This is a genomic window from Mycolicibacterium sp. HS_4_1, assembly GCF_054515875.1.
This window is the reverse complement of the sequence record NZ_CM137261.1, coordinates 4,121,285-4,142,855: the sequence shown is the minus strand read 5'-3', so window position 1 is coordinate 4,142,855 and position 21,571 is coordinate 4,121,285. Positions and strand designations below refer to the sequence as shown.

Below are 21,571 nucleotides of genomic sequence, written 5' to 3'. Positions count from 1 at the left end.
ACCGGCGAGAAGCAACGCCGGAAATCCCTGCTGCCCAACCACTTACCCATCCACGGTGAACAGAACTCAACAACATCACTGCCCACGTGAAAGATCGAGGCTAACCGCTGGACCTCACTGCCGCCGCCGGCCGCGAGGACCGGCGCCCGTGTGGACGGCATCGACGAAAGTGACTCGGCCGCAACTTAATTGGGCTCATACCAGTATCGAAGCGATACTTTTAGTTCCATTTTGGCGACAGGGGCAGCATGAGTGATCACACCGACGGGCCTGGCACCGCGCGGCGGGTCCGGGTCACTGCTGGCCCTGCTGTTCCCGAAGCTGGAAACTGTGGTGCGCCGCCAGTCGGTGGACCTGATCCCGCGCGATGTGCCGTCGTTTCAGACCGTGGACCGCATGAGCACGGCGTTCGGCGAGCAGGGCTCAAAGACGATGCTGTTCGTGGCGATGGAGGACCCCGCCGGGCTCAGCGATCGGGCGCGTCAGCGGTACGCGGTGTTGATCGACCGGTTGCGCGCCGATCATGCCCATGTGTTGCTCGTGCAGGATCTGCTTGCCGATTCGGTGACCCGAACTCAGGCGGTCAGCCGGGACGGGAAAGCCTGGTATCTGCCGGTGGGTATCGCCGGCGCGCTCGGTGATCCCACTGCGGCCGAATCGGTGGTCGCGGTGCGCGCCATCGTCACCGGGGTGTTCACCGGATCGGGGGTGAGCGCCTATGTCACCGGCCCGGCGGCCACCTTCAGTGACCAGATCTCTTCTGCCGAACACGATTTGCTGTTCGTGTCGATCGCCACCGCTGGTCTGATCGCGCTGATCCTGCTCATGGTGTACCGATCCCTGTTCACCGCACTGCTGCCGCTGCTGGTCATCGGGCTGAGCCTGGCCGTCGGGCGGGGCGTGCTCTCGGGGCCCGGCGAGTCCGGGTTGCCGGTCTCGCAGTTCACCGTGGCGTTCATGACCGCGATCCTGCTCGGCGCCGGCACCGACTACACGGTGTTCCTGATCAGCCGGTACCACGAACAGCGCCGCGCCGGGACACCACCGGAGGCGGCGGTCATCACCGCCACCGCCAGCATCGGCCGGGTCATCCTGGCCTCGGCGGCGACCGTCGCTTTGGCGTTCCTGTCCATGGTGTTCGCCACGTTGAGCGTGTTCGCCGCGCTAGGTCCAGCCTGCGCGGTCGCCGTCGCCGTCGGCTTCGTCGCCACGGTGACCTTGCTGCCCCCGGTGCTCGCTTTGGCTGCCCGCCGCGGCATCGGCGAACCCAAACCCGACCGCACCCGCCGCTACTGGAATGCCGTCGCCGTCGCGGTGGTGCGCCGCCCGGTGCCGCTGCTGGTCGCCAGCCTGCTCATCCTGGGGCTACTGGCGGCCGCGGCCACCGCGATGACCATCAGCTACGACGACCGCGCCGGACAACCCGCCAGCACCGCCAGCAACCAGGGCTACCAGCTGCTCAACCGGCACTTCCGCAAAGACATGGTTCTGGCCGAATTCCTCGTAGTGCAGAACCCCACCGACATGCGTACCGCCAAAGGGCTGGCCGACCTCGACGAAATGGCCTCCCGCATCGCCCAAGTGCCCGGCGTCGTCTCGGTCGCCGGTGTCACCCGCCCCACCGGCGCCCGCCTGGAGCAGGCCCAACTGTCCTGGCAGAACGGGCAGATCGGCGACAAGATGGCCCAATCGGTCACCGACGCCAACGCTCACCGTGCCGACCTGAACACCCTGACCCGCGGGGCCGACCAACTGGCCGATGGCCTGGCTCAACTCGACACCGCCGTGCGCACCGCCATGGGACCCCTGGGCGGTGTGCTCACTCAGGCCTCCACCGCCGGTGCCCGCATGCAGCGTTTCGGCCCACTGCTGCAACAACTCTCGGCCACCGCACCCGGTGTCGATCAGGCCATCCAGGCCGGCCCCGGTATCCGGCCCCTGGCGCAGCGCGCTGAGAACGCCATCGGTGTCCTCGACCCACTGGCCGGCGCCCTCAACGCGGCCCCGTGGTGTGTGGCCACCCCCGAATGCGCCCAAATCCGTGACCAGGTCGCGGTCCTGGTCACCTTGCGCGACAACGGGTTTTTCACCCAGGTCGCCACACTAGGCGACCACTACAACCCGGCCACCGATGCCACCGTGACCGGCACCCTCACCGACATTCAACACACCGTGGCCGCCATGAACGCCGCGTTCAAAACCCTCGGTGATCCCGCCGATCTGGCCGCTAACATCCGCCGGCTGCAGCAAGGCATCGGCCAACTGGCCGCCGGGTCCCGTGCGCTGGCCACCGGCGTGCACGCCCTGGCCGACAGCAACATCCAAATGCTCACCGGCATGAGCACGATCGCCACCGCACTGCAGAACTCGGCACGCGCCACCGCCGGCTCGGACGCCGCCGCCGGTTTCTTCCTGCCCGCCACCACCTTCGATGACCGCCGATTCGCCGACGTCGCCAAACATTTCGTCTCACCCGACGGCAAAACCGCCCGCTTCGCCATCGACACCAACACCGACCCCTACAGCATCGGGGCGATGCGCCTGGCCCAGCAGATCACCGACGTCGCCAACGCCGCCCGCCCCAACACCACCCTGACCGATGCCAGGGTGGCGGTCGCCGGGTTCCCGGCCGTCAACGCCGACATCCCGCGCCTGCTGTCCGCGGACTTCACCCAACTGGCCATCGCCACCCTGGTCATTGTCGGGTTGATCCTGGTGGCGCTGCTGCGTGCCCTCATCGCCCCGCTGTACCTGCTGGGCACCGTGATCCTGAACTACCTGGCCTCCCTAGGCATCGGCGTCATCGTCTTCCAATGGATTCTCGGCTACCAAATCGCCTGGCCCGTACCGCTATTGGCATTCATCATCCTGGTCGCCGTCGGCGCTGACTACAACATGCTCCTGGTGTCCCGGTTGCGCGAAGAATCCACGGCCAACCTGCGCGTCGGGGTCCTGCGCACCGTCGCCACCACCGGATCAGTCATCACCTCCGCCGGCCTGATCTTCGCCGCCAGCATGTTCGGCCTGATGATCGGCTCGGTGGCGATCATGTTCCAAGTCGGACTGATCATCGGCTGCGGACTGCTCCTGGTGCGTACCCTCACTGTCCGCCATCGCAACCCTGCTGGGTGAAGCCAGCTGGTGGCCACAAACGCCGTCACGGCGCCGGGCGCCCGTCACCGCGACCGCACCCCGAGAACCGGTCACCACGGCCTGAGCCAACGCCGGCCATACTGTTGCCAGAATCTACGTACCGTAGTCATTAGATACCAAGCTATTTCCGTGCCTGGAAGAAGTTTCTATCAACAGTTGTTACTAGCGATAGAATTCTCGGCGACGACATCCGCGAAGACTTGGACCTCGATTACCTCGACTTGCCATGGTCAGCCGAGTTCGTCGCCCCCGGCTACGTACTGGGCCCGTTCACGCGTGGATACCGGACGCTCAGCCGGGTCGACGGTAGCCCCGTGGCCGCCGCACGCGACGAAACCTTGAGTCTGGTCAAATTGGTTCCGCTGTCGCACTTCATGTCCCGTGACCTGGAGACGCTGAAACGGGCTTTCATTAGCCCGACGGGTGCGCCGCTGCTGGCCGCCGACGGCCGTTATCGACCGCTCTGACTTGCATGGCTCCCGTTTTGGGCACGTAGGTACCAACAACATTCTCCCGCAACGAATCAACGAATCGCTCGGAGCGCACGCCGATGCGCTCATGTCCACGGATCTGGTGGTTTTACCGTGTCGATGAATTGACGCTCGACACGCGTCACTTGCTTTAGGAGCAAGCGGGTCTTGATACCTGGGTAGATGCGCTGCTGCGCGATCGCGTCCAGCTGGGTGGTCATGTTCTCGTAATCGCTTGTGCTGCAATTCCCGCCGTGCAGTATCAGGTAGCACCGTATGTAGTCGATCCTGCTTTGGATGACGTTGATTTCCATAGCCGCGGACGGTAGGTCGATGCTCGACTTGCCGCAACTCACCTTTGCGGGGACAGTCGCGCTCACGAAGGTGAGTTGCGGCAGCGTGGGCGACTGTTCTACCGTGCGAAATTCGCCTGGAAAACCTACGGCGGTCAGTCGTCGGTGAGGTCGACGGTGCTGGCTTGGGTGCGCTGCAAGCCTTGGTTGTGGCCGCGAGTACGTAGCCAGTTGGCGTCCTGGTGCCGACGGTAGGCGGCCAGGTTTTCCGCACGGACGCGGTCGGCGTGCTCGAGCGCGCCGCGCAGTGGGCCGGTGAGGACGTCCGGGGTGACGCGACGCAGCTGGGCGATGACCGGATCAAGGTCGGGTGCGCCGGCGTGGCTGGTGGCCACCGACGGAGCGCTGGTCAGCGCGCGGGTCCAGGGCAGTTCGGCCGAGAGCAGTTTCATCATGCGGTCCGCTGGCTGTGGTGGCCAGGTGCGGGTACTGGTGTCGATGAGGATCAGTCCGGCATTGGCTTGTGCGGCGTGCTCAGCGAGGTCGGCGATCTGCTCGGGCTGGGCGGACTGGGCGTGGTCGATGATGATGAGGCCGCCGGCGGGCATGGCGCTGGCGCTGCCGCTGGTGAATTCCGCGTGGGCGTCGTCGATGGTGGTCGCGCCGTCGGCGAGGTTGTCGCGCTTTGCCGCTTCGGCTTGTTCCGCGGTGGGGCTGCACCACAATACTTTTCGGCCGGCGGCGGTAGCAGCGCTGTGCAGGATGTGCAGCGCTGTGGTGCGTTCGGCGTCGGGGTGTGCGTGCACGACGCTGACGGCGAACGGTAGTTCGGCGACGCTGCGCAGGGCCGCAGCAGTGGTATCGGAAGGTCCAGCGGTCGCGGTCGGGGCGATACGCAAGGCGCGGCTGCTCTGATGTTGTCCGGCGACATCAAGAGTCCGCATTTCTGTTGCTAGGGACGCACTTTGGGTGGCGACATGTTCGGCGGTCCGGGTTTCGGCGTCACCGAAAGCGGCGACGACGTTGCGCTCAGCGGCATCGAGGTGCTTGCGCACCAGCTGGGTGTCGTAGCGTGCTTGTTTGACCGATTCGAGGTCGCGGGCGTGCAGCTCGGCGACGAACGTGTCGACGTCGTGTCCGCTGATGATGTTCTGCGAGCCTCCGGCGGCCTCAGCGCGGGCGGCGTGCGCGGCGGCCAGTTGCGGCTGGTAGCGCTTGGCCGGTGTGGTGGTGCCCAGCCGCATTGCGGCGAGCTCGACCATGCCGCGAGCGGAGGTGATGTCGAGTTCGTCGGCGTCGGGATCGGCGCGCACCGCGGCAAGCTGGTCGCGGGTCCAGTCGTGGAACTTGAGGTCGTCGTCGTATGCCTGGTCGGCGTCGGCCCATGCGGCGATGACCTCTTGCACGGCCATCAGGTAGGGACGGTCGGCGTCGGCCCGTGCCCGCATGGTGGTGATTTGCGTGGCGGCGGCGCGCATTGCCGGACCGCCGAAGATCGCGACGTCGCGTTCGAGGGCGGCCAGGTCGGCGGTGGCGGCGGCGTATTGGTCGCGGAGCAGATACACGTTGGACACCGCGACGGGGACGACGGGGACTGCGGGTCGGGTGCGCGGCAGATCATCGAAGGCGATCGCCGCGGCATCTGGGGCTGGGTGGTCGTGTTGGTCAAGCCAGTGCTCGATGTCGCTCTGGGACAGTGGTTCTGCGGACATGTCGATCCATGGGGCCTCGGGGTCGTGGGGGAGAAGCTCTTCCTCTTCCCGGGACATCGGTGGATGCTCGGGCAGGGCGGCGCCGGCGGGGTGGGGGGTGCACAGCAGGTCCACGGTGTAGGTGATCAGCCGGGCGTACTGGTAGGCCGCGATGGTGCGGTCGGGGTCTGCGTCGGCGAGCTGTTCGGCCGCGACGTGCAGCAGGTCCGTTGGGGTCCAGCGGCGCGGATCGGCGGCGGTGATCGCGGCAACCAATGCGGGCCAGGCGGCGCCGGCGGTGATCGCTTGCGCCGCAGCAGAACCGAAAATGTTGTGCAGTTCCTGGGTCCAGGGCGGGCGCAGGTGTGCGTTGGTGGTGTCCAGGGTGGCGATCGGGGATAGTTCCCCATCGAGCCGGTACCAGAGGGCGGCGGCGGGAAGTTCGTCGGGCAGCGGGCCGGACTCGGCCGCGGTAGTGATCAGGGTGGCCAGGTCGGGGCGGCTGGGCGCGGCTTCAGCGAGGCGCGCGGCCAGTTGGGGCCAGTAGGCGTCGGCGCGGATGCGTGGGTCGATGTGGTCGATGAGCCGTTCCCAGCGGCGGGTATCGGGGTTGTGCTCGGCGATCGCTTCGACGGCGCATTTTTCGAGCAGAAGTTGAATCTTTCGGTGTCGCACCGCGTATTGGGGTGCACCGAGAATCCTGGTGTCTTCGGCCTCGACGCGGTGCGCGGCGCGGAACACCGCGATTTCGGCGGCAAGCAGCGGGTCGGCGGCCAGGACGGGTTTGGCCCAGGCGGGCGCGGTTGCTGGTGTCCAGGTGGCGACCTGCTGACGTATCTCGTCGGCCAATTCGGACACCAGCGTGTCGCGGTCGGCGAGGTAGGGGCCGCACTCCTCGAGGGCGGCCATCGGCTCGGGGATCGAGGGCAGCCAGCGCAGCGGGCCGATACCCGAGGAGTGCTCGCCGGTGATGTCCAACCGCCAGTCGAGCACCGCGGCCAGATCAGCGGCCGTGCCCAGCTCGCGAGCGCCCGCCGATTCACGGAGGGCGCTCGCGGCGTCACGTCCTTGTACAGCAAGGGTGGCCAGGTGTTTGCGCAGCGTGGGCCAGGCGGGCATGCCCGCCAGGTCGGGGTGGACCTCGTTGGCGGCGGCGTCGATCGCCGCCATGACGTTGGCGCCGGCGAGCGTTTCGGCGATGGAGCCCAGTGCGTCGTCGTACATTTCGGCGACCGCGCCGAGTCGTTGGAACGGATCTTGTGCCAGGCGGGCGGCGGTGGTGGCCGAGATTTGGGCGCCGTCGCGGGCCAGTGCCTTGGACAGTACGTCCACCGCGGTCTCGGGGTGGGTGGCTTTGGGTGCCAGTACGCGGTGCGGGTCGGATTCGGCGGTGGACAGGTAGATGTGGTTTTCAACGCGGCCGCGCGTGAGGGCGACGTAGAGCAGCTGACGAAACAGCGATCCCGCGCCGACGACGTGGCAGGCGTGTCCGGCGGTCAGGCCTTGAGCGCCGTCGATGGTGCAGGCGTACCCGAGGGTGACGTTGTCTTTGACGTAGCGGGCGGGCAGGTGCACCATCCGGCCGGTGCTCAGGTGCTTGGCGTTGATTGCGCCGTCGTCGAGTGTTTCGATGATCTGGAAGCGGTACCCGTTGCGGACGAAGTCGGTGCGGCTCAGCCGCAGATGCCGCGCGTTTTTGCGGGTCCGAATGATGTCACCGGGTGAGGCGTGCAGTAGGTCGGCGAGCACAATTTCGCGCCCATGCAGCGCGGCGGGGTCGGCCGCGACGAGGCGGTCGTGGCGTGCGCGGGCGTTGAGGGCATCGACGATGTCGTTGGTAGGGGCGAGCAGGACGCTGTCGCGCCCGGCGTCCAGATCGGCCGCCCACGCGCGGTATGCCATGTCGGCGGCGGTCTGTTCGGACCCGACGTGCACGCGCCCGTGGTCGATGTAGTACCCGAGTCCCATGGGGTCGCCGCGGCGGATCGCCAGTGTCGCAGCACCTTCGGCGGGCGAGACGAATCGCACCAACTCGGTCAGGGTCAATGCGTCGGTTTCGGCGGCGATGTCGCGCAGGACACCGCCCGCCGATACTGATGCCAGCTGCGCGTCGTCGCCGACCAGCCGCACGGTCGCACCCCGCGCGATGGCGTGCGAGACGACCGCTTCCAGCGACAGGGTGTCGGCTTTACCGGCCTCGTCAATGATCAGCAGCGTCTCGGACGTGATCTGGTCGAACCAATCCGGCGCGGTCCACAGCGAGCGGCCGGCAGAAAGGTCTGCGTACTTGGCGAGAGTGTCGGTGGGCGCGGACAAGTCAGTGGACAGTTCGATCGCGGCCGCGGCCGTGGGCGCCAACCCGATCACTTGGCCGCCGGAGTTGCGCCACGCGTGCGATAGCGCGGCCATCGCGGTGGTCTTGCCGGTGCCTGCCGGCGCGAGCGCCAGGGCAAGGCTTCGGCCGCTGGTCGCCATCTCCTCGACAAGGGCCACCTGTCCCGGATTGAGGGTTTTGCCCCGCGCCGACGAATCCGCCAGTGCCAGTTCGACATCGGCGGAACTGATGGCTCGGCCGGTCTGTTGGTGCGCGGCGGCGATGATGCGGCGTTCGGCGGAAAGCACTTCGGCGGAGGTGAACATTTCCGTGCCGTGGCGGGTGTAGACGCTGGCACCGTCGCGGCGCCGCAACAACGCGGGCTCGCCCAATTCGCCATCGGTGATCCGCGCGTGCGGCAGCGACAATGGCTCGGACAGCGCGGCATCGCTGATTTTCTCGGCCAAATCCAGGTCGGCGGCGTGACCGGTGGCGCGGATGATCCGTTGGGCTTCGGCGAGCACATGGTGGCGCTGCCAGGTCGCGCGCGCGCCCGACACGGTGGCGATGACTTCGCGTGCACGGTCGGCAATCCAGGTATCGGTGACGAGCTCGACCTGCTGGGCAGGGGTGGACAGCACCGCGCCGAGCATGCGGGTCACGGCGCGAACGTCGCCGAGCACCTCGACCGCCTGGGTGTACCAGGCTTGCCGTTGCTCGGCCTGCGAGCGTGGCTCATGTTTGGCTTCGCGGGTCTCCAAGGTGGCCTGTTGACCTAGGGCGATCGACTCGGCCATGGTCGGTTCGCGGCCATGTGCGGCGTGAAATTCTTTGGCCAGGTCGGCCTTGCGGGCGGTAATCATGGCCCGCCGCGAGGACATCGCTTCGTTCAGTTTGGCCGGGACACCGACGATTTCGCGGATCGGTCGCTTGCCGCGACGGTCGGGGGTGACTTCGTCGAATCGCACTGAGACCCGGCGCACAAGTTCGGCCTCAAGGCGGGTGTTGTAGAACTCCGAGGCCGCCACTCCGAAGCGGTGCAGGGGTTGGCCGTCGAGTGCGAGCCAACGTACGACGCCGTGTGCGTCGATGGTCGCGACCTTGTTGGAGATGGCCACGTGGGTGTGCAGATCAGGGTCGCCGGCGCGCGAATCGCGGTGGGTGAATGCGGCGCCGATGAAGCCCGTGGTGTTCAGTTGGGCGATGCCGTTGGTGCCCGATCGGGTCAGCGCGGCCTGGTTTTCGAGCCATGACAGGGTCTCGGCTACCGCTGCATCGTGTGCGGCTTCGATCTGCCGTGCGGTGTCCAAGGGGGCGATCGCCAACAACACCGAGACCGACTTGACTGGCGAAAAGGTGAGGTCGTAACCGGCGACCGCGGTTGTGCGCGTGCGTGTTTCGCGGGCGAGGAAGCCTGACAGTTCGCGGTCGTCGGCGGGCGCGCGGCCGTACTGCTCGGCGAACTTGTCGCGCGCGACGGTGGTGCGAATGGTGGCGCGCACGGGCGCGGCGATGGGGGTATCGCCGGGCAGCCCAGCCGCGTTGTTGTGCTCGCGGTAGGCCTTGGCCAGGGCGCGAAGAAACTCGTTGTCGTCGTCGCCGATGTAGAACTCGCGACCGAGTTTGGCGGCCTGTTGTGCCGCGCTGCCGTGCATTCCCCGGCCGGCGACGTAGAGCGAAATCGCTTCGGCGTTGGGGTGATAGCCCTCCCCGAATAGGGCTTCCATTTGTGATTCGGTGACCTCTGATCCGGCCTCGACGGTCCAGAGTTTGGCCAGGGTTTCGGTCGGTACCCAACGCGCTCCAGTGTCGGACAGCGAGGCTAGTCCCGAGCCAATCCAGCGGCCCGGTGATTCACCCTTGGCGCTGTAGTACTCCGAGAGGCTGGTCCGGCCCCGTTCGGTGGCATCGACAGCAGCGACCTGCCGGATCAGGTACTTGTACCCGTCTCCGGCGGTCAGTTTGTGCAAGGACATCACGGCCGCTGGTCTCCCATCAGGCCGGACGTTATGAACTGGGGCGCACCGGATTCCATCAACACCCAGGTGGTTGTTACCAAAACGTGACCTTAATGCAAGAGGTGTGTCGTTTCTGGTGGGGCTGGGAGGTACTTGAATTTGGAAACTGGAAAATTTTTTCTGTGGGGTAGCTGTGAACGGATCGGCTGGTTGGGGTCACGAAAAGGCAATGGACAACGACAAACTCACGGACGACGAAGTTGGTTGCGTTGCTGGAGATGGATTGCGCAGCGGCTCTAGGGTGCGGGCCATGGAAGTGAAGTCGATGGCGCCGGCGCGCCGGAAAATCAAAGAAGCCCAAGCCCAGGCGAACGCTGAGCAGACCAAGCGCGAGCGGGACAACGTCGAAGACGCGGCGGTGATCATGGTCGAGCTCGGCAAAATCACGGCCGTCGATACCTGGGAAGCCGATCAGCTGCGCGAAGTACAGGTCGAAGCCGAACGTGGCCGCGATGAGCGGCGAAGCGAAGCGGCCACAGCACTGCGTCGTGTGCAGGAGCACGGCGAAACGCTCACAGCGATCAGTGATCGAGCGGGCGCGCCGTCGGACGCACTAGGTGAGGTCGTGGCCGGCGCGGCCGCGGTCTGTTCGACCGCACTTACTGCGCGGCGCTTGCGAGGTGAGCAGCAGCGGCAGCGTTGGCGGCCATGCGCTTTTTCGGGGCAGATGTCGGTACGGGCGCTTAGGGTGCGGTGGTGCAACGGGCTTTGGGTCGACATTGTGGCTGGACCAGATCATCTGTCGCGACCCGTGTGCGCGATTCGGCTGCTTCATTCCACGTCGTGGCCGGACCAAGCGGTGGTGACGGTGCTGGCAACGCTCGCGTCGTTGGAGAGGCCAGCAAGACGAGAGTCTGCATCTGCAGTGATGGCTTCGGACCGTATGGCCCGGCGAACAGCGGTGCGTCATCGGCGCCAACTGAGTTACCGATATAGGTCGCGGTTCCGCAGATGAGGTGCGCTCCATTTCAAGCGGGTAACCGCAGTAGCCGCGGACGATTCGCTGCGCATCGCAAATTCGCACCATCGGGGTCTCATTACACTTGCGGAGGCGAAGGGGGTCGTAATCTCCGAGGGGGTAAATACGGAGAGGCGGTGGTCGTGGTTGACGCTGCGGTATACAAAGTCGATCACTGTGCGGTGCATGCGGCTGGCCATTCGATCGACGAGGACCGGGCTGATGCAATCGCCGCCGAGGTTCGCGCGATACTGCGTGACGACAAAGGTATAGAGGATGCCTATGGGGCACTCGCCGATCTGGCTAAGACCGATTTCCACACGGAGACCCTTCAACGAGTGCTCGCAGCTCCAGATTCGTATGACGAGTGGCGGGTCGGAGAGGCTCTAGCCGAGCACCATCTTGTCAACAACAAAAGTTGCAGCTTCCCGTGGCCTGACTGCCGATCGACGAGGAACCCGAACAGTAGTGGCGGAGGCGTCGACCTGATCGGCTTCGAGCATGGCGAACGCGTGAGATTTGTATTCGCGGAAGTGAAGACAAGTCATCAGCAGGCTTGGCCGCCGAGTGTCCTTACGAGCCGCTCACATGGACTTCACGCTCAACTCACCGGATTGAACGCCGGGGACCAACGGAGCGAGTGGGCCATTCGCTACCTTGCAATGAACGGGAACGGGCGCCCCTGGTTCGATGATTTTCGCTCAGCCGTCCGTACATATCTCGCCGATAAGCTTGACGTAGTCATTTACGGGCTTCTCGTCCACGTGGCCGCGCCCAACCAGGACGACCTTCAGGGGCAGGCAGTCAAACTTTCGAAGACTTTGAAGGAACCGACGACGATGGAACTCGTCGCGATCTACCTCCCAGCGGAGCTGCTCGTCAAGATCGCTGATGCGGCCATCGTGATTGAGACGGCAGCGTGACTATCTCGCAGGAATCCTTTGACCGACTCCAGTCGCACTGGGCCGTCAGCGCAGTCGGTGTCGAGCGAGTCGCAGCCGCGCACAAGGCAGCGACCGCAATGTATGTCGACGCAAACCTTGGAGCGCAGCTTAAGAGCGCCGCCGGTGCTGACCACAACGCATCGAGGTTGATCGAAGATGTCGCACTCGCGTATGAGCTCGCCGCGAGCGAGCGAATTGACGAACTGGCCAAGGCCTCAACCGTCATCCCCGGATCGCAAGCGGAGCTCGCGGAGGCAGCTGCTCATGAAGCTTTTGCGTTGCTACGTTCGCTTCCTCTGAGGACTGACTCTCTTGAGGAGCTTGTCCGACAGGTGCTTCAACTTGGTGCGCTCGCATATTGCTCAGACCGCTGGGCGGAGTTTCGTTCGTGGATGCGTGAGCGGGACATCACACCCGAGCGCTTTCAATCCTCCGGAACGTGGGATTCACGGGTTCTGAGCGATCTCGGTCAAATCTGGACCCGATTGCTGCGGAAAGACGGCTGGGCGGACCTGGAAGGTGTCGCGGAGACCGTGGGTCGATTACGCGCCGACCAGTTGGAAAACGAAGTGGAACTCTTTGCGGCGAAGGATCGTCCCGAGAATGTGCACGCGGCCGGCTGGCGACTTGTCGCTCTTTACCACTGGGCAAGGCTTTCGGAGCTGGTTGCCACGTACCTCATGCAGGGTGAGCCTGTAGACGTCTCGACGCAGCTCGACTTTCACTTTGACCGTGCGATCTCTGCCGCCCAGCAGTCAGCAGACCCTGCCTTTGTTGTCGTCCTGCAGTGGCAACGTGCAATGTCTCAGCGAATGGTGGCAGGAGCGCTGTGGTCGGTTACCAGAATCGGTCCGGAGATTAGAAATGTCGTCGCCACGGTAACCCGCCATCGCTCGATGTTCGAGATGCTTCCTCCACAGCGCGTCGCTATCCAGGAACAAGGGCTGTTGGACCCTGCCAGCGCCGCAGTTGTCGTCGATCTTCCAACAAGTGCGGGCAAGACGATTCTCGCTGAGTTCAAGATCGTTCAGGCCATCAGTCAGTTCAAGCAAGATCGAGGATGGGTCGCATATGTGGCCCCGACCCGCGCCTTGGTCGCACAGATCACTCGGCGGCTTCGGCGCGATCTCGGACCAAGCGGCATCCGCGTTGAGGAACTCACCGCTGCGGTCGAGATCGACGAGATCGAGGCCGGAATGCTGAGTGATTCGGTGTTTGATGTTCTCGTTGCAACACCGGAGAAGCTCCATCTCGCGATCAGAAACGCGGCGGTTGATCGCCCGCTTGCGCTGTTGGTCCTCGACGAGGCGCATAACATCGAAGATGCCGATCGAGGTATCCGCATCGAGCTTCTCTTGGCGACTGTGAAACGGGATTGCCCTCAGGCCAACTTCTTGCTGCTCATGCCATATGTACCGAACGGTGATGATCTGGCACGTTGGCTGGCTCCCCGCACAGGGAAGAGCATCAGTTTGGCCACTACACCATGGCAGCCAAACGACAGGCTCATCGGGCTGGTGTCGGCGACTGCTCCTACAAGCGGTCGCGGACGCGATTGGAGACTCGACTTCGAACCACTTCTCACCAGCGGTTCGTCGATGCGGGTTTCAGGTACGTACCAAATCGGGGAGCGACCTCAACTCGACCGGACCTATTCGGGGATCAAGAATGACCTTGGCAGACTTGCTGGAGCGTCGGCATTGACGTTGTCGGAGCGCGGAACCGCAATCGTCATCTGTTCAACCATTAGCAGTGTGTGGAATGTCGCTGGAGAGCTGGCTACAAAGCTTCCTCAATTAAGCGATCCTGATATCGCACTTGTGCAGCGATACCTCGCCACCGAGATTAGTGAGGATTACGCGCTGATTCGGTTATTGTCCCATCAGGTCGGGGTTCATCACGCCGGATTGTCTGACGAAACTCGGACTCTAATGGAATGGCTCGCCGAACAGGGGAAACTTCGAATTCTGGTTGCGACAACTGGCCTCTCGCAGGGACTGAACTTTCCCGTCTCATCGATTCTCTTAGCGAGTCGGAATCTTCCAAGTGGAAAATTCAGCCGGCCGATGCGTCCGCGCGAATTCTGGAACTTGGCGGGCCGGGCCGGGCGAGTGGATCAGGACAGCATCGGCATTGTTGGAATCTCTTGCAAGGAAGGCGATCGCGATTCGTTGGTGGAGTTCGTATCTGGGCAGGCCGGTGACCTGGTATCGCGGCTTGTGACCCTGCTCGACGAACTTGAAGATGCCGGTCGACTGCTTGACCTCGACAAGTCACTTTACAACGATCAATGGGCCGATTTCCGCAGTTACGTCGCACATCTATTCGCGCAAAAGAAGAACCTTGATGCGGTGCTCGCCGAGACGGAGTTGCTTCTGCGCAACACTTTTGGGTATTCCTCACTTGCCGAGTCGACTCCTGCGGAACGAGAGAAAGGGTTCAAACTCCTTGAAGCGACACGCTCATACGCGGCCGAGCTGGCACAGCACGTTGAAACGGCGACCCTTGCGGACAGTACCGGCTTCACGCCAGAAGGTATCCGTTCCGCCATGGGTGCGATGCGGGAGATGGACAGCGCGCTCGACGTTTCGGACTGGCAGCCGGATAGCCTGTTTGGTGATGTGGCGTCCAGTGCACTTCCAGACCTAATGCGGGTCATGCTGCAGCTTCCTCAGATCAGGGGCAGTATCGACGAACTCGGTGGAGTCGGGTCTGGGATTGGTGACCGGGCTGCGAAGATTGCGAGTGACTGGGTCGAAGGCGTACCAATCAAGTTGATTGCAGAACGCTATTTCGGCAACGCAGAAAGTCCAACCGCTGCGCTAACGGACGCAACTAAGGCGATCTATCGCAATCTTGCAACCGCTGGGACATGGGGGCTGACTGCCCTGTCCAAGCTGCCAACAAGCGGTATTGACTTCGAGTCTGTTTCTGAGTCGGACTTACGCAATGTGAATCTCTTGGGTGCGATGCTGTACCACGGTGTCAATACAGAGGCCGGCGTCGTTATGCGAATGAGTTCGGTCCCAAGAACTGCTGCGAACTCGCTAGGCGCCGAATTCGTGGAACGCCAGTCCTCAGCTCAGTTGCGGCCGTCAGAAGCCCGCGAATTCCTTGCCAGCCTTTCCGATTCCGATTGGGACCGGCATGTACCTCAAGGCGCACCGTTAGTGGGGTCTGATCTCCGGGAGCTATGGCATGTGCTCTCGGGAAGTTCAGGTACCAGCCCTGACGAAGCCATTGCCGCGCAGACGCCCTCCCCGCGCTGAAGGATCCTCGGTGATCCTGTAGATACTGTCGTTCGCTTTGCCACGTCGCTGAATGACCTAAGGCCCGCCGTTACCGGGTCACGAACTCTCGCAGGCGCAACGTGGCGAGGGGATGACAACGCGTCGACCGCCGGCAGAGATCAAAGGCCTTGTTGGTTCCCGCGGAAGGTGCTGTTTCCTTGGGCTGGCAGCGGTGCGATATCTCGGGGGCGGCTCGATGCCAATCGCGTTGGCCGCGACAACGGAGCAGCAAAGCGTTCTCGACGCTTAGGGTGAGGAGTTGGGATTCAGCACGCGGAGCACCTGGATCGCACCAGTCCTCAACGCGTTCCTGCCGGGTCGGAAGGACAGTTGAGGCAGGCGCCATCGGCACACGGTTTTCGCGGTCAACGGAAGATCATTCTGTCTTAGATCAAGATTACGCAGAGGGGAACCCCACTTATGCGGGCGCGCACGGCTCTAGAAGCTCCCGAATTAGACGTGCCGAACGCTGCGGGATGGGTGTGCCGGGGAAGTAGCGTGCGGTGAGGGACCAGACTTCGTGCTGAGAAGTGACACTCAGATAATCGATGAGGTATCGAAGGTCGTCGCGGTCCGAGGTGGCCCGGGCTGAAAGTGCTTTCATGGCCAACAGGTGGTCGGCGGGAGTTGGCATGACTTGCAGATGGGGATGGTCAAAGATATGTGGACCTTCGCCTGGTGTCCGGGATGCGTAGACCGACGCTTGTTTGTTTAGCCAGCTACTCGGCCATCGACGTCGCCGCGCGATGTCGCGGACCGCTTTCAGCACAGAGGTGTCCGGGCTGAACGCTGCGTCGATGTCACGCAAGCTCGAACAGCCTGGCGCGTAAGTCAAAAGCATTGTGGCACCACCGATCACATGGACATGCCCTACAACCGCCGCCTGTTCGAGGCGGGTCGCCAGGTCGGTCAATGTGGCGATGATGCCATCGTGGTCAAAGAGCGGCGCGGGCATGGGTGTTTCTCCGTCGTGGGTGATGTCGTAGCGGTCGACGTAGATGCCGCGGCGCCGGAACGCCGCGGGCGTCCCCACCAGTGCGTATATGCGCGCTGACGGCAGGTCGCTGACCCACCAGGCCGACCGTAGAAATCGATCAGTGGTGATCGTCCACAGGGGACTGGGTGTGCCGTAGTGGGCTGTCACGTCCTCGGCGGCTGCCGCCAAGAGTGCGTCGTAGCGCAGGTCGCCGGTGGTGGCGGGTTCGTCCTGGATCAGGGGCAGGGCGGCGCGGTCGGCTTCCGCCGCACCGCGGCGAAATTCCAGGAATATGCGCCAGCGGACTTGCTCGGATTCTGCCTTAGCGATCGCGCGCGACGTCGGTGATGGGGAGTGCGTTGGTGGGAGCGGCTAGGTCGGTACGAGCACCGCGGCGGCGCTGCACAGACAGGATCTCGGCGCGCGGGTATCCGGTCACACGTTCAACGCCGCGCGAGGACAGGATGCCGCGGGCCCGGGCAGCGGTGACGCCCCAGTAGGCCGCGGCCTGATTAACTGTCCACAGCTGGCTCACACCCCGAACATACGCGCAAAATGCGCGTATGTTCGGGGTGTGAGGTCTCATTGCCGAGTGGGTCAGCGTGCCGGATCAAACTGACGCTCGCGGACGGTTGTGGCTGTCGTGCAGCGGCTGGTGACCTCCCCACACAAACTGCGACGGTAAGCCGAAACTGATCCAGGGGACGGTCGCGGGGTGGCCGGCACCAACTGACCTTCTGCCAGTTTTCCGCGGAAAACTGGTGATTGCCATACTGCCATTCAACGGCAGACGGATACGACTACGAGCCTCCGAGGAGATCCACTACATCGGAGCCCAACTTTTGGTCGGACGCCATTGAGATCGCTACATCGGCGCGGGTCGCAAGCTGGAGCGGTTCGATGCCAAGCACGAGATGTGCGTGAGTCAGTCGGTCGAGTGTCGCTCCCACTAGGGGTGCGACCACCCGCAGAGTTGAATCCAGTACGTCGCCTCGGGTGGAACCGCCGTGCACAATAACGTTGCGGCAACGGTACATTCGGCGACGGGATGCTTCGACGTAGCCGCTGACCTGTTTCAGAGTCTTCGCCGGATCAGCCAGGAGGCTGTTCATCCGGGCTACGGCTGCGATGTCGCTCTGGAACAGTCTGCGCGCCCAGGGCGTTTTGGGGCTGGTGAAGTCAAGGAAGCGGGCTGCCAGATGTCGGCTGTACGGAGAGGCCGGATCCAGGCCAGGTGCCGTCACGCCGAGCCTCTCGCAGTATGAAAAGGGGCGTGACCCGAAGGTCACGCCCCTTAGGGGGCAAGCCGCCCCTGGTTAGTTCATGAGCTGGACTTTATCCAGCACGCCTACATTACCGCGGGGTGTGGCGAGCCGGATGCCACGATGTTGGCCATGACCGATGGGTGTTCACACGGGTAGTCGGCCTGCCACACGTTGGGTCAGTTTTCCGCGGAAAACTGAGATGCCAAGCAACCATCCGACGGGCGTCGTCTGCTTGGTTGTGCGCGTGGACCAGTAGTCATAGGGCGGCTTGTCATCAGCAGGCAGAGCAGTTGCCGGCGTTGCAAGCACGATGACACTGAGCCTGAAAGCGCCCTTCGGATACTGCAGTTCGTGCGCGCCGGTGCGCTACCGTCCGATCTCCACGGCCAGCTCCGCTGCCGACGCCGGACGTAAGTCCCAGGCTTCTAATGAGACGCAGATCGATCGCATAGATGATCGCCGTTGCGTGGAGTGTGTGTGTCCGTGGATCAGCCAGGTTCCGCAGTCGGGGAGCTGGTACTGGTCAAAAGACTTGCGCATGAGCCGATCCGGTGTTCCCGCGTACGGGAAATGGCTGAGCATCACTTGTTCGCCCTCGATCTTCGTTCGTGCTACCTGCTGCACACTGGCGAACACGGCGGCGTAGTCGGCGAAGCGCCGCTGCGCGTTCCGGTGCATCGGATGCGCGGGATCATGGTTTCCGGTGATCAGATGCATACGTACCGGTACCGTTGCCAATTGGGCGAGAGCAGATTTCATGCTTCCGACGCTGCCTGAGCAGATATCTCCGAGTATCCACAGCACGGCCGCATTGGGGTCGAGCCGGTGCATGGGTGCCAGCACCATAGCGTCGTGTGCGGCGACCGTGTCAAAGCCGCGCAGGGAGGCAAGCTTGGGATGCGCCAGATGTAGGTCGGCGGTGAAGTAGTGCATCAGTGGCTGGTTCATCGCCGTTTAGCTCTCGGCGCTGTGACTGTCATCGCTGGCGTGTGCATTTCGAAGAGCTCCGGGCCGGTGAGAGCCACGGCGCCCGCGGTATTTATCGAACGTGGCCGCCGCTCGGCTGTTTCGGCCAGCTTATGTATGCGGCGCAGCGGTGTGCGGGTCACGGTAGACATGCCTCGATAATGGCATTGGAAATTGGCATCCTCCAGCGATTTTTGCTCGCTACATCGAATTCAATTGTCCACCAATAAAATTCAAACTTAGATGCAGCCTGGCTCGCGGCTGGCTGCGTCCGGCGGGCGCGTGGCGCATGAACTTCCCGGTTGTTATCATTGCCGCGTGGTTGGCCCGGCTCCTGTTGAAGTAGCTGCATGACGATTCCGTCGTGTTCTCAAGAGTCAGCTCCCTCAGCACGGCATCGTCGACATGCTCAGGGCGTACCGACTTGTCGGACGACCCATAGCCGTGAGAAGCCTCTTCCTCGGCCTGTGATTTGGTGAAACCCACCGTTAGAGCGTAGGGCGGAGCTGGGGCTGCAACGTCCACTGCTGCGGGGATAGCTGCACGGAACCCGGGCTTTGAAGGGATGACGTCGCGCATGGGGTGTGGGCGGTTTGCACACGTGCGGATCGCGTTTCGGCGCCCAAGTTTGTGAACGGATTTGTGAACGAAACGCAGCGAGACGAATGGAACATGGTGAAACGGACCGTAACGCCGCGGAACGTCGAGTCGCTCTGACCTGCACGGCTGAGACCGTGCGGACGCTATGAAATGCGTACCGGGTAGCTCATAACCCAGAGGTCGCAGGTTCGAATCCTGTCCCCGCTACTAGCGGAAATGGCCCTCAGAGGAAACTCTGGGGGCCATTTCCAATTCGCGTGTGGACGGACTTGCGAATGTCAGCGAAGCCGAATGATCTGATTGGAGCTTGTCGTCGCGGGCGACAGAGAGCGTCGGATTTTGGTACCTCGGCGGGCCGAGTAGCGACCAACGGATATAGCCCCGGCGACGGTAACCTCCCGAGGGGCCAGGGCTTCTTCGGCACGCTGATCTAAGCGCTACGTCACGGGATCGCCGCGTTGTCGATCCGGACCGCAGCCAAGTGGCCAACCGTGACCAGCCTTCTCCGCTAGGTGCAGCAGTTCGGGTCGAGCACCACGCATAGCGCTTGCAGCGCTTCGGGTTTCACGCGGTGAAAGACGTTCATGCCCCGTCGCTCGGAGATCACGAGCCCGGCTTTGCGGAGCTGACCGAGGTGGTGACTGACCGTGGACTCACTGAGATCGAGCACCGCGGCCAAGGCGCCGCTGGTCTCCTCGCCGGGGCGCGAGCTGAACAGCAGCGACATGATCTTCACTCGCATCGGATCGGCGATCGCCTTGAGCCGCATCGCAATCGCCAGGGCATCCCCGTCGCTCATCGGGCCTGCCGCCACCGGGGCGCAGCACACCGGGGCGGACATATCGATCACGGGCAGCGCTTTGGGCATCAACCCATCCTGCCACCGTCATTGATATATATCAAAAAGGTTGTGTCGCTGCGCCGATTGGATCGGGCGCTGTTGGTGTGGCTCAGTCCGCCAGGTCAAGGTCGGCGACGGCGGCTTTCGCGGTTCGGCCGACACCGATGATGGTGGCCGATCCGGGGCCGGTCCAGTCGCCGTAGCCCAGCAGGTGCAGTCGTGGTTCTTTGCGGGCCCGGGTGCCGTCGACGGCGATGGTGCCGTCGTGCTCGCGTAGCCGCAGGGGCCGCAGATGCGTGAGGGCGGGCCGAAATCCGGTGGCCCACACGATCACATCGGCATGTTGGAGCTGGTTTCCCCAGGCGATGCCGTCGCGGGTAAGGCGGTCGAACATCGGCAGCGCCCGCAGGACGCCACGATCACGAGCCGCGCGCACTTCGGGGACCATCACGATGTCACCGAGGGACGCCGGCCCACCAGGGTCTGGCCGTCCGGCGGCGATGGCGGCGGCGCGTTCGGATGCGACCCGAAACAGCACGCGCCCGTCGACATCGTCGTCGAGGAAGCGCGGTGGCCGGGTGGTCACCCACGTCGTGGTGGCCACGGTCGAGATCTCAGCGACGAGTTGGGCGGCGGAGTTGCCGCCGCCGACCACCACGACCCGTGCACCGGCGAAGTCACCGGCCTGGCGGTAGTCGACCGCGTGCAGTTGGCGGCCGGCGAATTCGCGCGCACCGGGGTAGGTCGGCCAAAAGGGATGATGCCAGGTGCCGGTGGCGCTGATCACCCGCTGCGTCCGCCAGCTGCGGTCCGCCGCGGACACCACGAGGTCCCGTTCGTCGCGGGTGACGCTCTTGGCGTGCACGGGCCGCTCGACCGGCAGCTCGAAGCGCTTCTCGTAGGCGGTGAGGTAGTCCACGACGTGCGAGGCGGGCGGGAAGCCGTCCGGCCATGGCGGCATCGGCCACCCCGGCAGCACGGCGAACTCGGCCGGGGAAAACAGGCGAAGTGAGGGCCACATATGCGGCCAGGCCCCTCCCGGGCGCGGTTGGTCATCGAGGATGGCGTACCGGTACCCGGCGCGGTGCAGGTAGTAACCGGCGGCCAAGCCCGCTTGCCCGCCACCGATGACGACGACATCGAGTGTGTTCACCGCATGCCCCTTACCGACATGAGAACTGATCCTGCCATTAGATTGACATATATCAAAAAGGTGGCATGCTGACGGCAACACGTTAGTTCGATATATGTCTCACCAGTAGTGGAGGTTCGATCATGTCCCGTGTTCAGTTAGCGCTCAACGTCGACGATCTCGACGAGGCGATCACGTTCTACACCAAGCTGTTTGGCGTCGAGCCGGCCAAGGTGAAGCCAGGGTATGCCAACTTCGCGGTGGCTGAGCCGCCGCTGAAGCTGGTCCTGCTGGAAAACCCGGGCAAGGGCGGCACCATCAACCATCTCGGGGTCGAGGTCGCGACCAGCGAGACGGTGCACGCCGAGATCGCCCGCCTTGCCGGTGAGGGCTTGTTCACTGACGAGGAGATCGGCACCACTTGTTGTTTTGCCACCCAGGACAAGGTCTGGGTGACCGGCCCGGCGGGGGAGAAGTGGGAGGTCTACACCGTGCTCGCGGATTCGGAGACCTTCGGCGACAGCCCCCAGTTCCTGGCCGGCGACGACGGTGACGGTGGGGTCTGCTGCGGCGGCACCGCCGCGGCCGCCGCACAGGCCCCGGCCGCGCAGGCAACGCCCTGCTGCTGACCCGAAGCTTCTCGCGACGTCGCTGGTCTGG

At 64.0% G+C, this 21,571-nt stretch carries 13 protein-coding genes and 1 pseudogene; 6 read left to right on the top strand and 8 right to left on the bottom strand.

Annotated features, from left to right (window positions below; all coding sequences use genetic code 11):
- Positions 1-297: 297 nt before the first annotated feature.
- Positions 298-3,217 (top strand): annotated as a pseudogene (locus tag ACX12F_RS19975) (MMPL family transporter); the annotation flags it as partial.
- A 136-nt stretch (positions 3,218-3,353) separates the two neighbouring features.
- The gene (locus ACX12F_RS19970; protein WP_060998875.1) at positions 3,354-3,620 is read left to right on the top strand and encodes an Imm61 family immunity protein; all 267 of its coding nucleotides are present in this window, start codon (positions 3,354-3,356) and stop codon (positions 3,618-3,620) included.
- 89 nt (positions 3,621-3,709) lie between these two features.
- On the opposite strand, the gene ACX12F_RS19965 is transcribed toward ACX12F_RS19970, so the two are convergent.
- Both ACX12F_RS19965 and mobF read right to left on the bottom strand, forming a co-directional pair.
- Positions 3,710-3,937 carry a hypothetical protein gene (locus tag ACX12F_RS19965; protein ID WP_060998878.1) on the bottom strand — a complete coding sequence of 76 codons (228 nt, stop codon included), beginning with the start codon at positions 3,935-3,937 and terminating at the stop codon, positions 3,710-3,712.
- A gap of 134 nt (positions 3,938-4,071) precedes the next feature.
- Positions 4,072-9,897: a MobF family relaxase gene (mobF, locus tag ACX12F_RS19960; RefSeq protein WP_071288461.1), complete on the bottom strand. Its 5,826-nt coding sequence runs from the start codon at positions 9,895-9,897 to the stop codon at positions 4,072-4,074.
- Between the two features lie 292 nt (positions 9,898-10,189).
- Between mobF and ACX12F_RS19955 the strand changes: the two genes are divergently transcribed.
- The 3 genes from ACX12F_RS19955 to ACX12F_RS19945 all read left to right on the top strand — a co-directional run bounded on the left by ACX12F_RS19955 (position 10,190) and on the right by ACX12F_RS19945 (position 15,110).
- On the top strand, positions 10,190-10,894 hold the full coding sequence (locus ACX12F_RS19955) for a hypothetical protein (protein ID WP_162563270.1): 705 nt from the start codon (positions 10,190-10,192) through the stop codon (positions 10,892-10,894).
- Between the two features lie 140 nt (positions 10,895-11,034).
- Entirely contained in the window at positions 11,035-11,820 is a 786-nt protein-coding gene (locus tag ACX12F_RS19950) for a hypothetical protein (protein ID WP_162563271.1), read from the top strand.
- On the top strand, positions 11,817-15,110 hold the full coding sequence (locus ACX12F_RS19945; protein WP_060998886.1) for a DEAD/DEAH box helicase: 3,294 nt from the start codon (positions 11,817-11,819) through the stop codon (positions 15,108-15,110). Before ACX12F_RS19950 ends, ACX12F_RS19945 begins: the two co-directional genes overlap by 4 nt.
- Positions 15,111-15,549: 439 nt before the next feature.
- Here the strand turns inward: ACX12F_RS19945 and ACX12F_RS19940 are convergent, their stop codons facing one another.
- From ACX12F_RS19940 to ACX12F_RS19915, 6 genes are all read right to left on the bottom strand, one after another.
- A complete protein-coding gene (locus ACX12F_RS19940; protein ID WP_226519087.1) occupies positions 15,550-16,296 on the bottom strand; it encodes a hypothetical protein in 747 nt (248 codons plus the stop codon).
- 133 nt (positions 16,297-16,429) lie between these two features.
- Positions 16,430-16,642, bottom strand: a complete 213-nt coding sequence (locus ACX12F_RS19935) for a hypothetical protein (RefSeq protein ID WP_061003546.1) — start codon at positions 16,640-16,642, stop codon at positions 16,430-16,432.
- A gap of 1,096 nt (positions 16,643-17,738) precedes the next feature.
- Positions 17,739-18,320: a metallophosphoesterase family protein gene (locus ACX12F_RS19930; protein ID WP_226519086.1), complete on the bottom strand. Its 582-nt coding sequence runs from the start codon at positions 18,318-18,320 to the stop codon at positions 17,739-17,741.
- A gap of 219 nt (positions 18,321-18,539) precedes the next feature.
- Entirely contained in the window at positions 18,540-18,824 is a 285-nt protein-coding gene (locus tag ACX12F_RS19925) for a hypothetical protein (protein ID WP_162563522.1), read from the bottom strand.
- A gap of 622 nt (positions 18,825-19,446) precedes the next feature.
- A complete protein-coding gene (locus tag ACX12F_RS19920; RefSeq protein ID WP_459366206.1) occupies positions 19,447-19,806 on the bottom strand; it encodes an Rv2640c family ArsR-like transcriptional regulator in 360 nt (119 codons plus the stop codon).
- Between the two features lie 82 nt (positions 19,807-19,888).
- Positions 19,889-20,932: an ArsO family NAD(P)H-dependent flavin-containing monooxygenase gene (locus ACX12F_RS19915; RefSeq protein WP_459366205.1), complete on the bottom strand. Its 1,044-nt coding sequence runs from the start codon at positions 20,930-20,932 to the stop codon at positions 19,889-19,891.
- Between the two features lie 122 nt (positions 20,933-21,054).
- Here ACX12F_RS19915 and ACX12F_RS19910 point away from each other — a divergent pair, with 122 nt between their 5' ends.
- A complete protein-coding gene (locus ACX12F_RS19910) occupies positions 21,055-21,540 on the top strand; it encodes an ArsI/CadI family heavy metal resistance metalloenzyme (protein ID WP_459366204.1) in 486 nt (161 codons plus the stop codon).
- Positions 21,541-21,571: the final 31 nt, after the last annotated feature.

Bases quoted from the DNA above. Each gene is read 5' to 3' on its own strand.
- ACX12F_RS19965 (WP_060998878.1), bottom strand. From the start codon at position 3,937: ATGGAAATCAACGTCATCCAAAGCAGGATCGACTACATACGGTGCTAC.
- mobF (WP_071288461.1), bottom strand. From the start codon at position 9,897: ATGTCCTTGCACAAACTGACCGCCGGAGACGGGTACAAGTACCTGATC.
- ACX12F_RS19955 (WP_162563270.1), top strand. From the start codon at position 10,190: ATGGAAGTGAAGTCGATGGCGCCGGCGCGCCGGAAAATCAAAGAAGCC.
- ACX12F_RS19930 (WP_226519086.1), bottom strand. From the start codon at position 18,320: ATGAACCAGCCACTGATGCACTACTTCACCGCCGACCTACATCTGGCG.
- ACX12F_RS19920 (WP_459366206.1), bottom strand. From the start codon at position 19,806: ATGCCCAAAGCGCTGCCCGTGATCGATATGTCCGCCCCGGTGTGCTGC.
- ACX12F_RS19910 (WP_459366204.1), top strand. From the start codon at position 21,055: ATGTCCCGTGTTCAGTTAGCGCTCAACGTCGACGATCTCGACGAGGCG.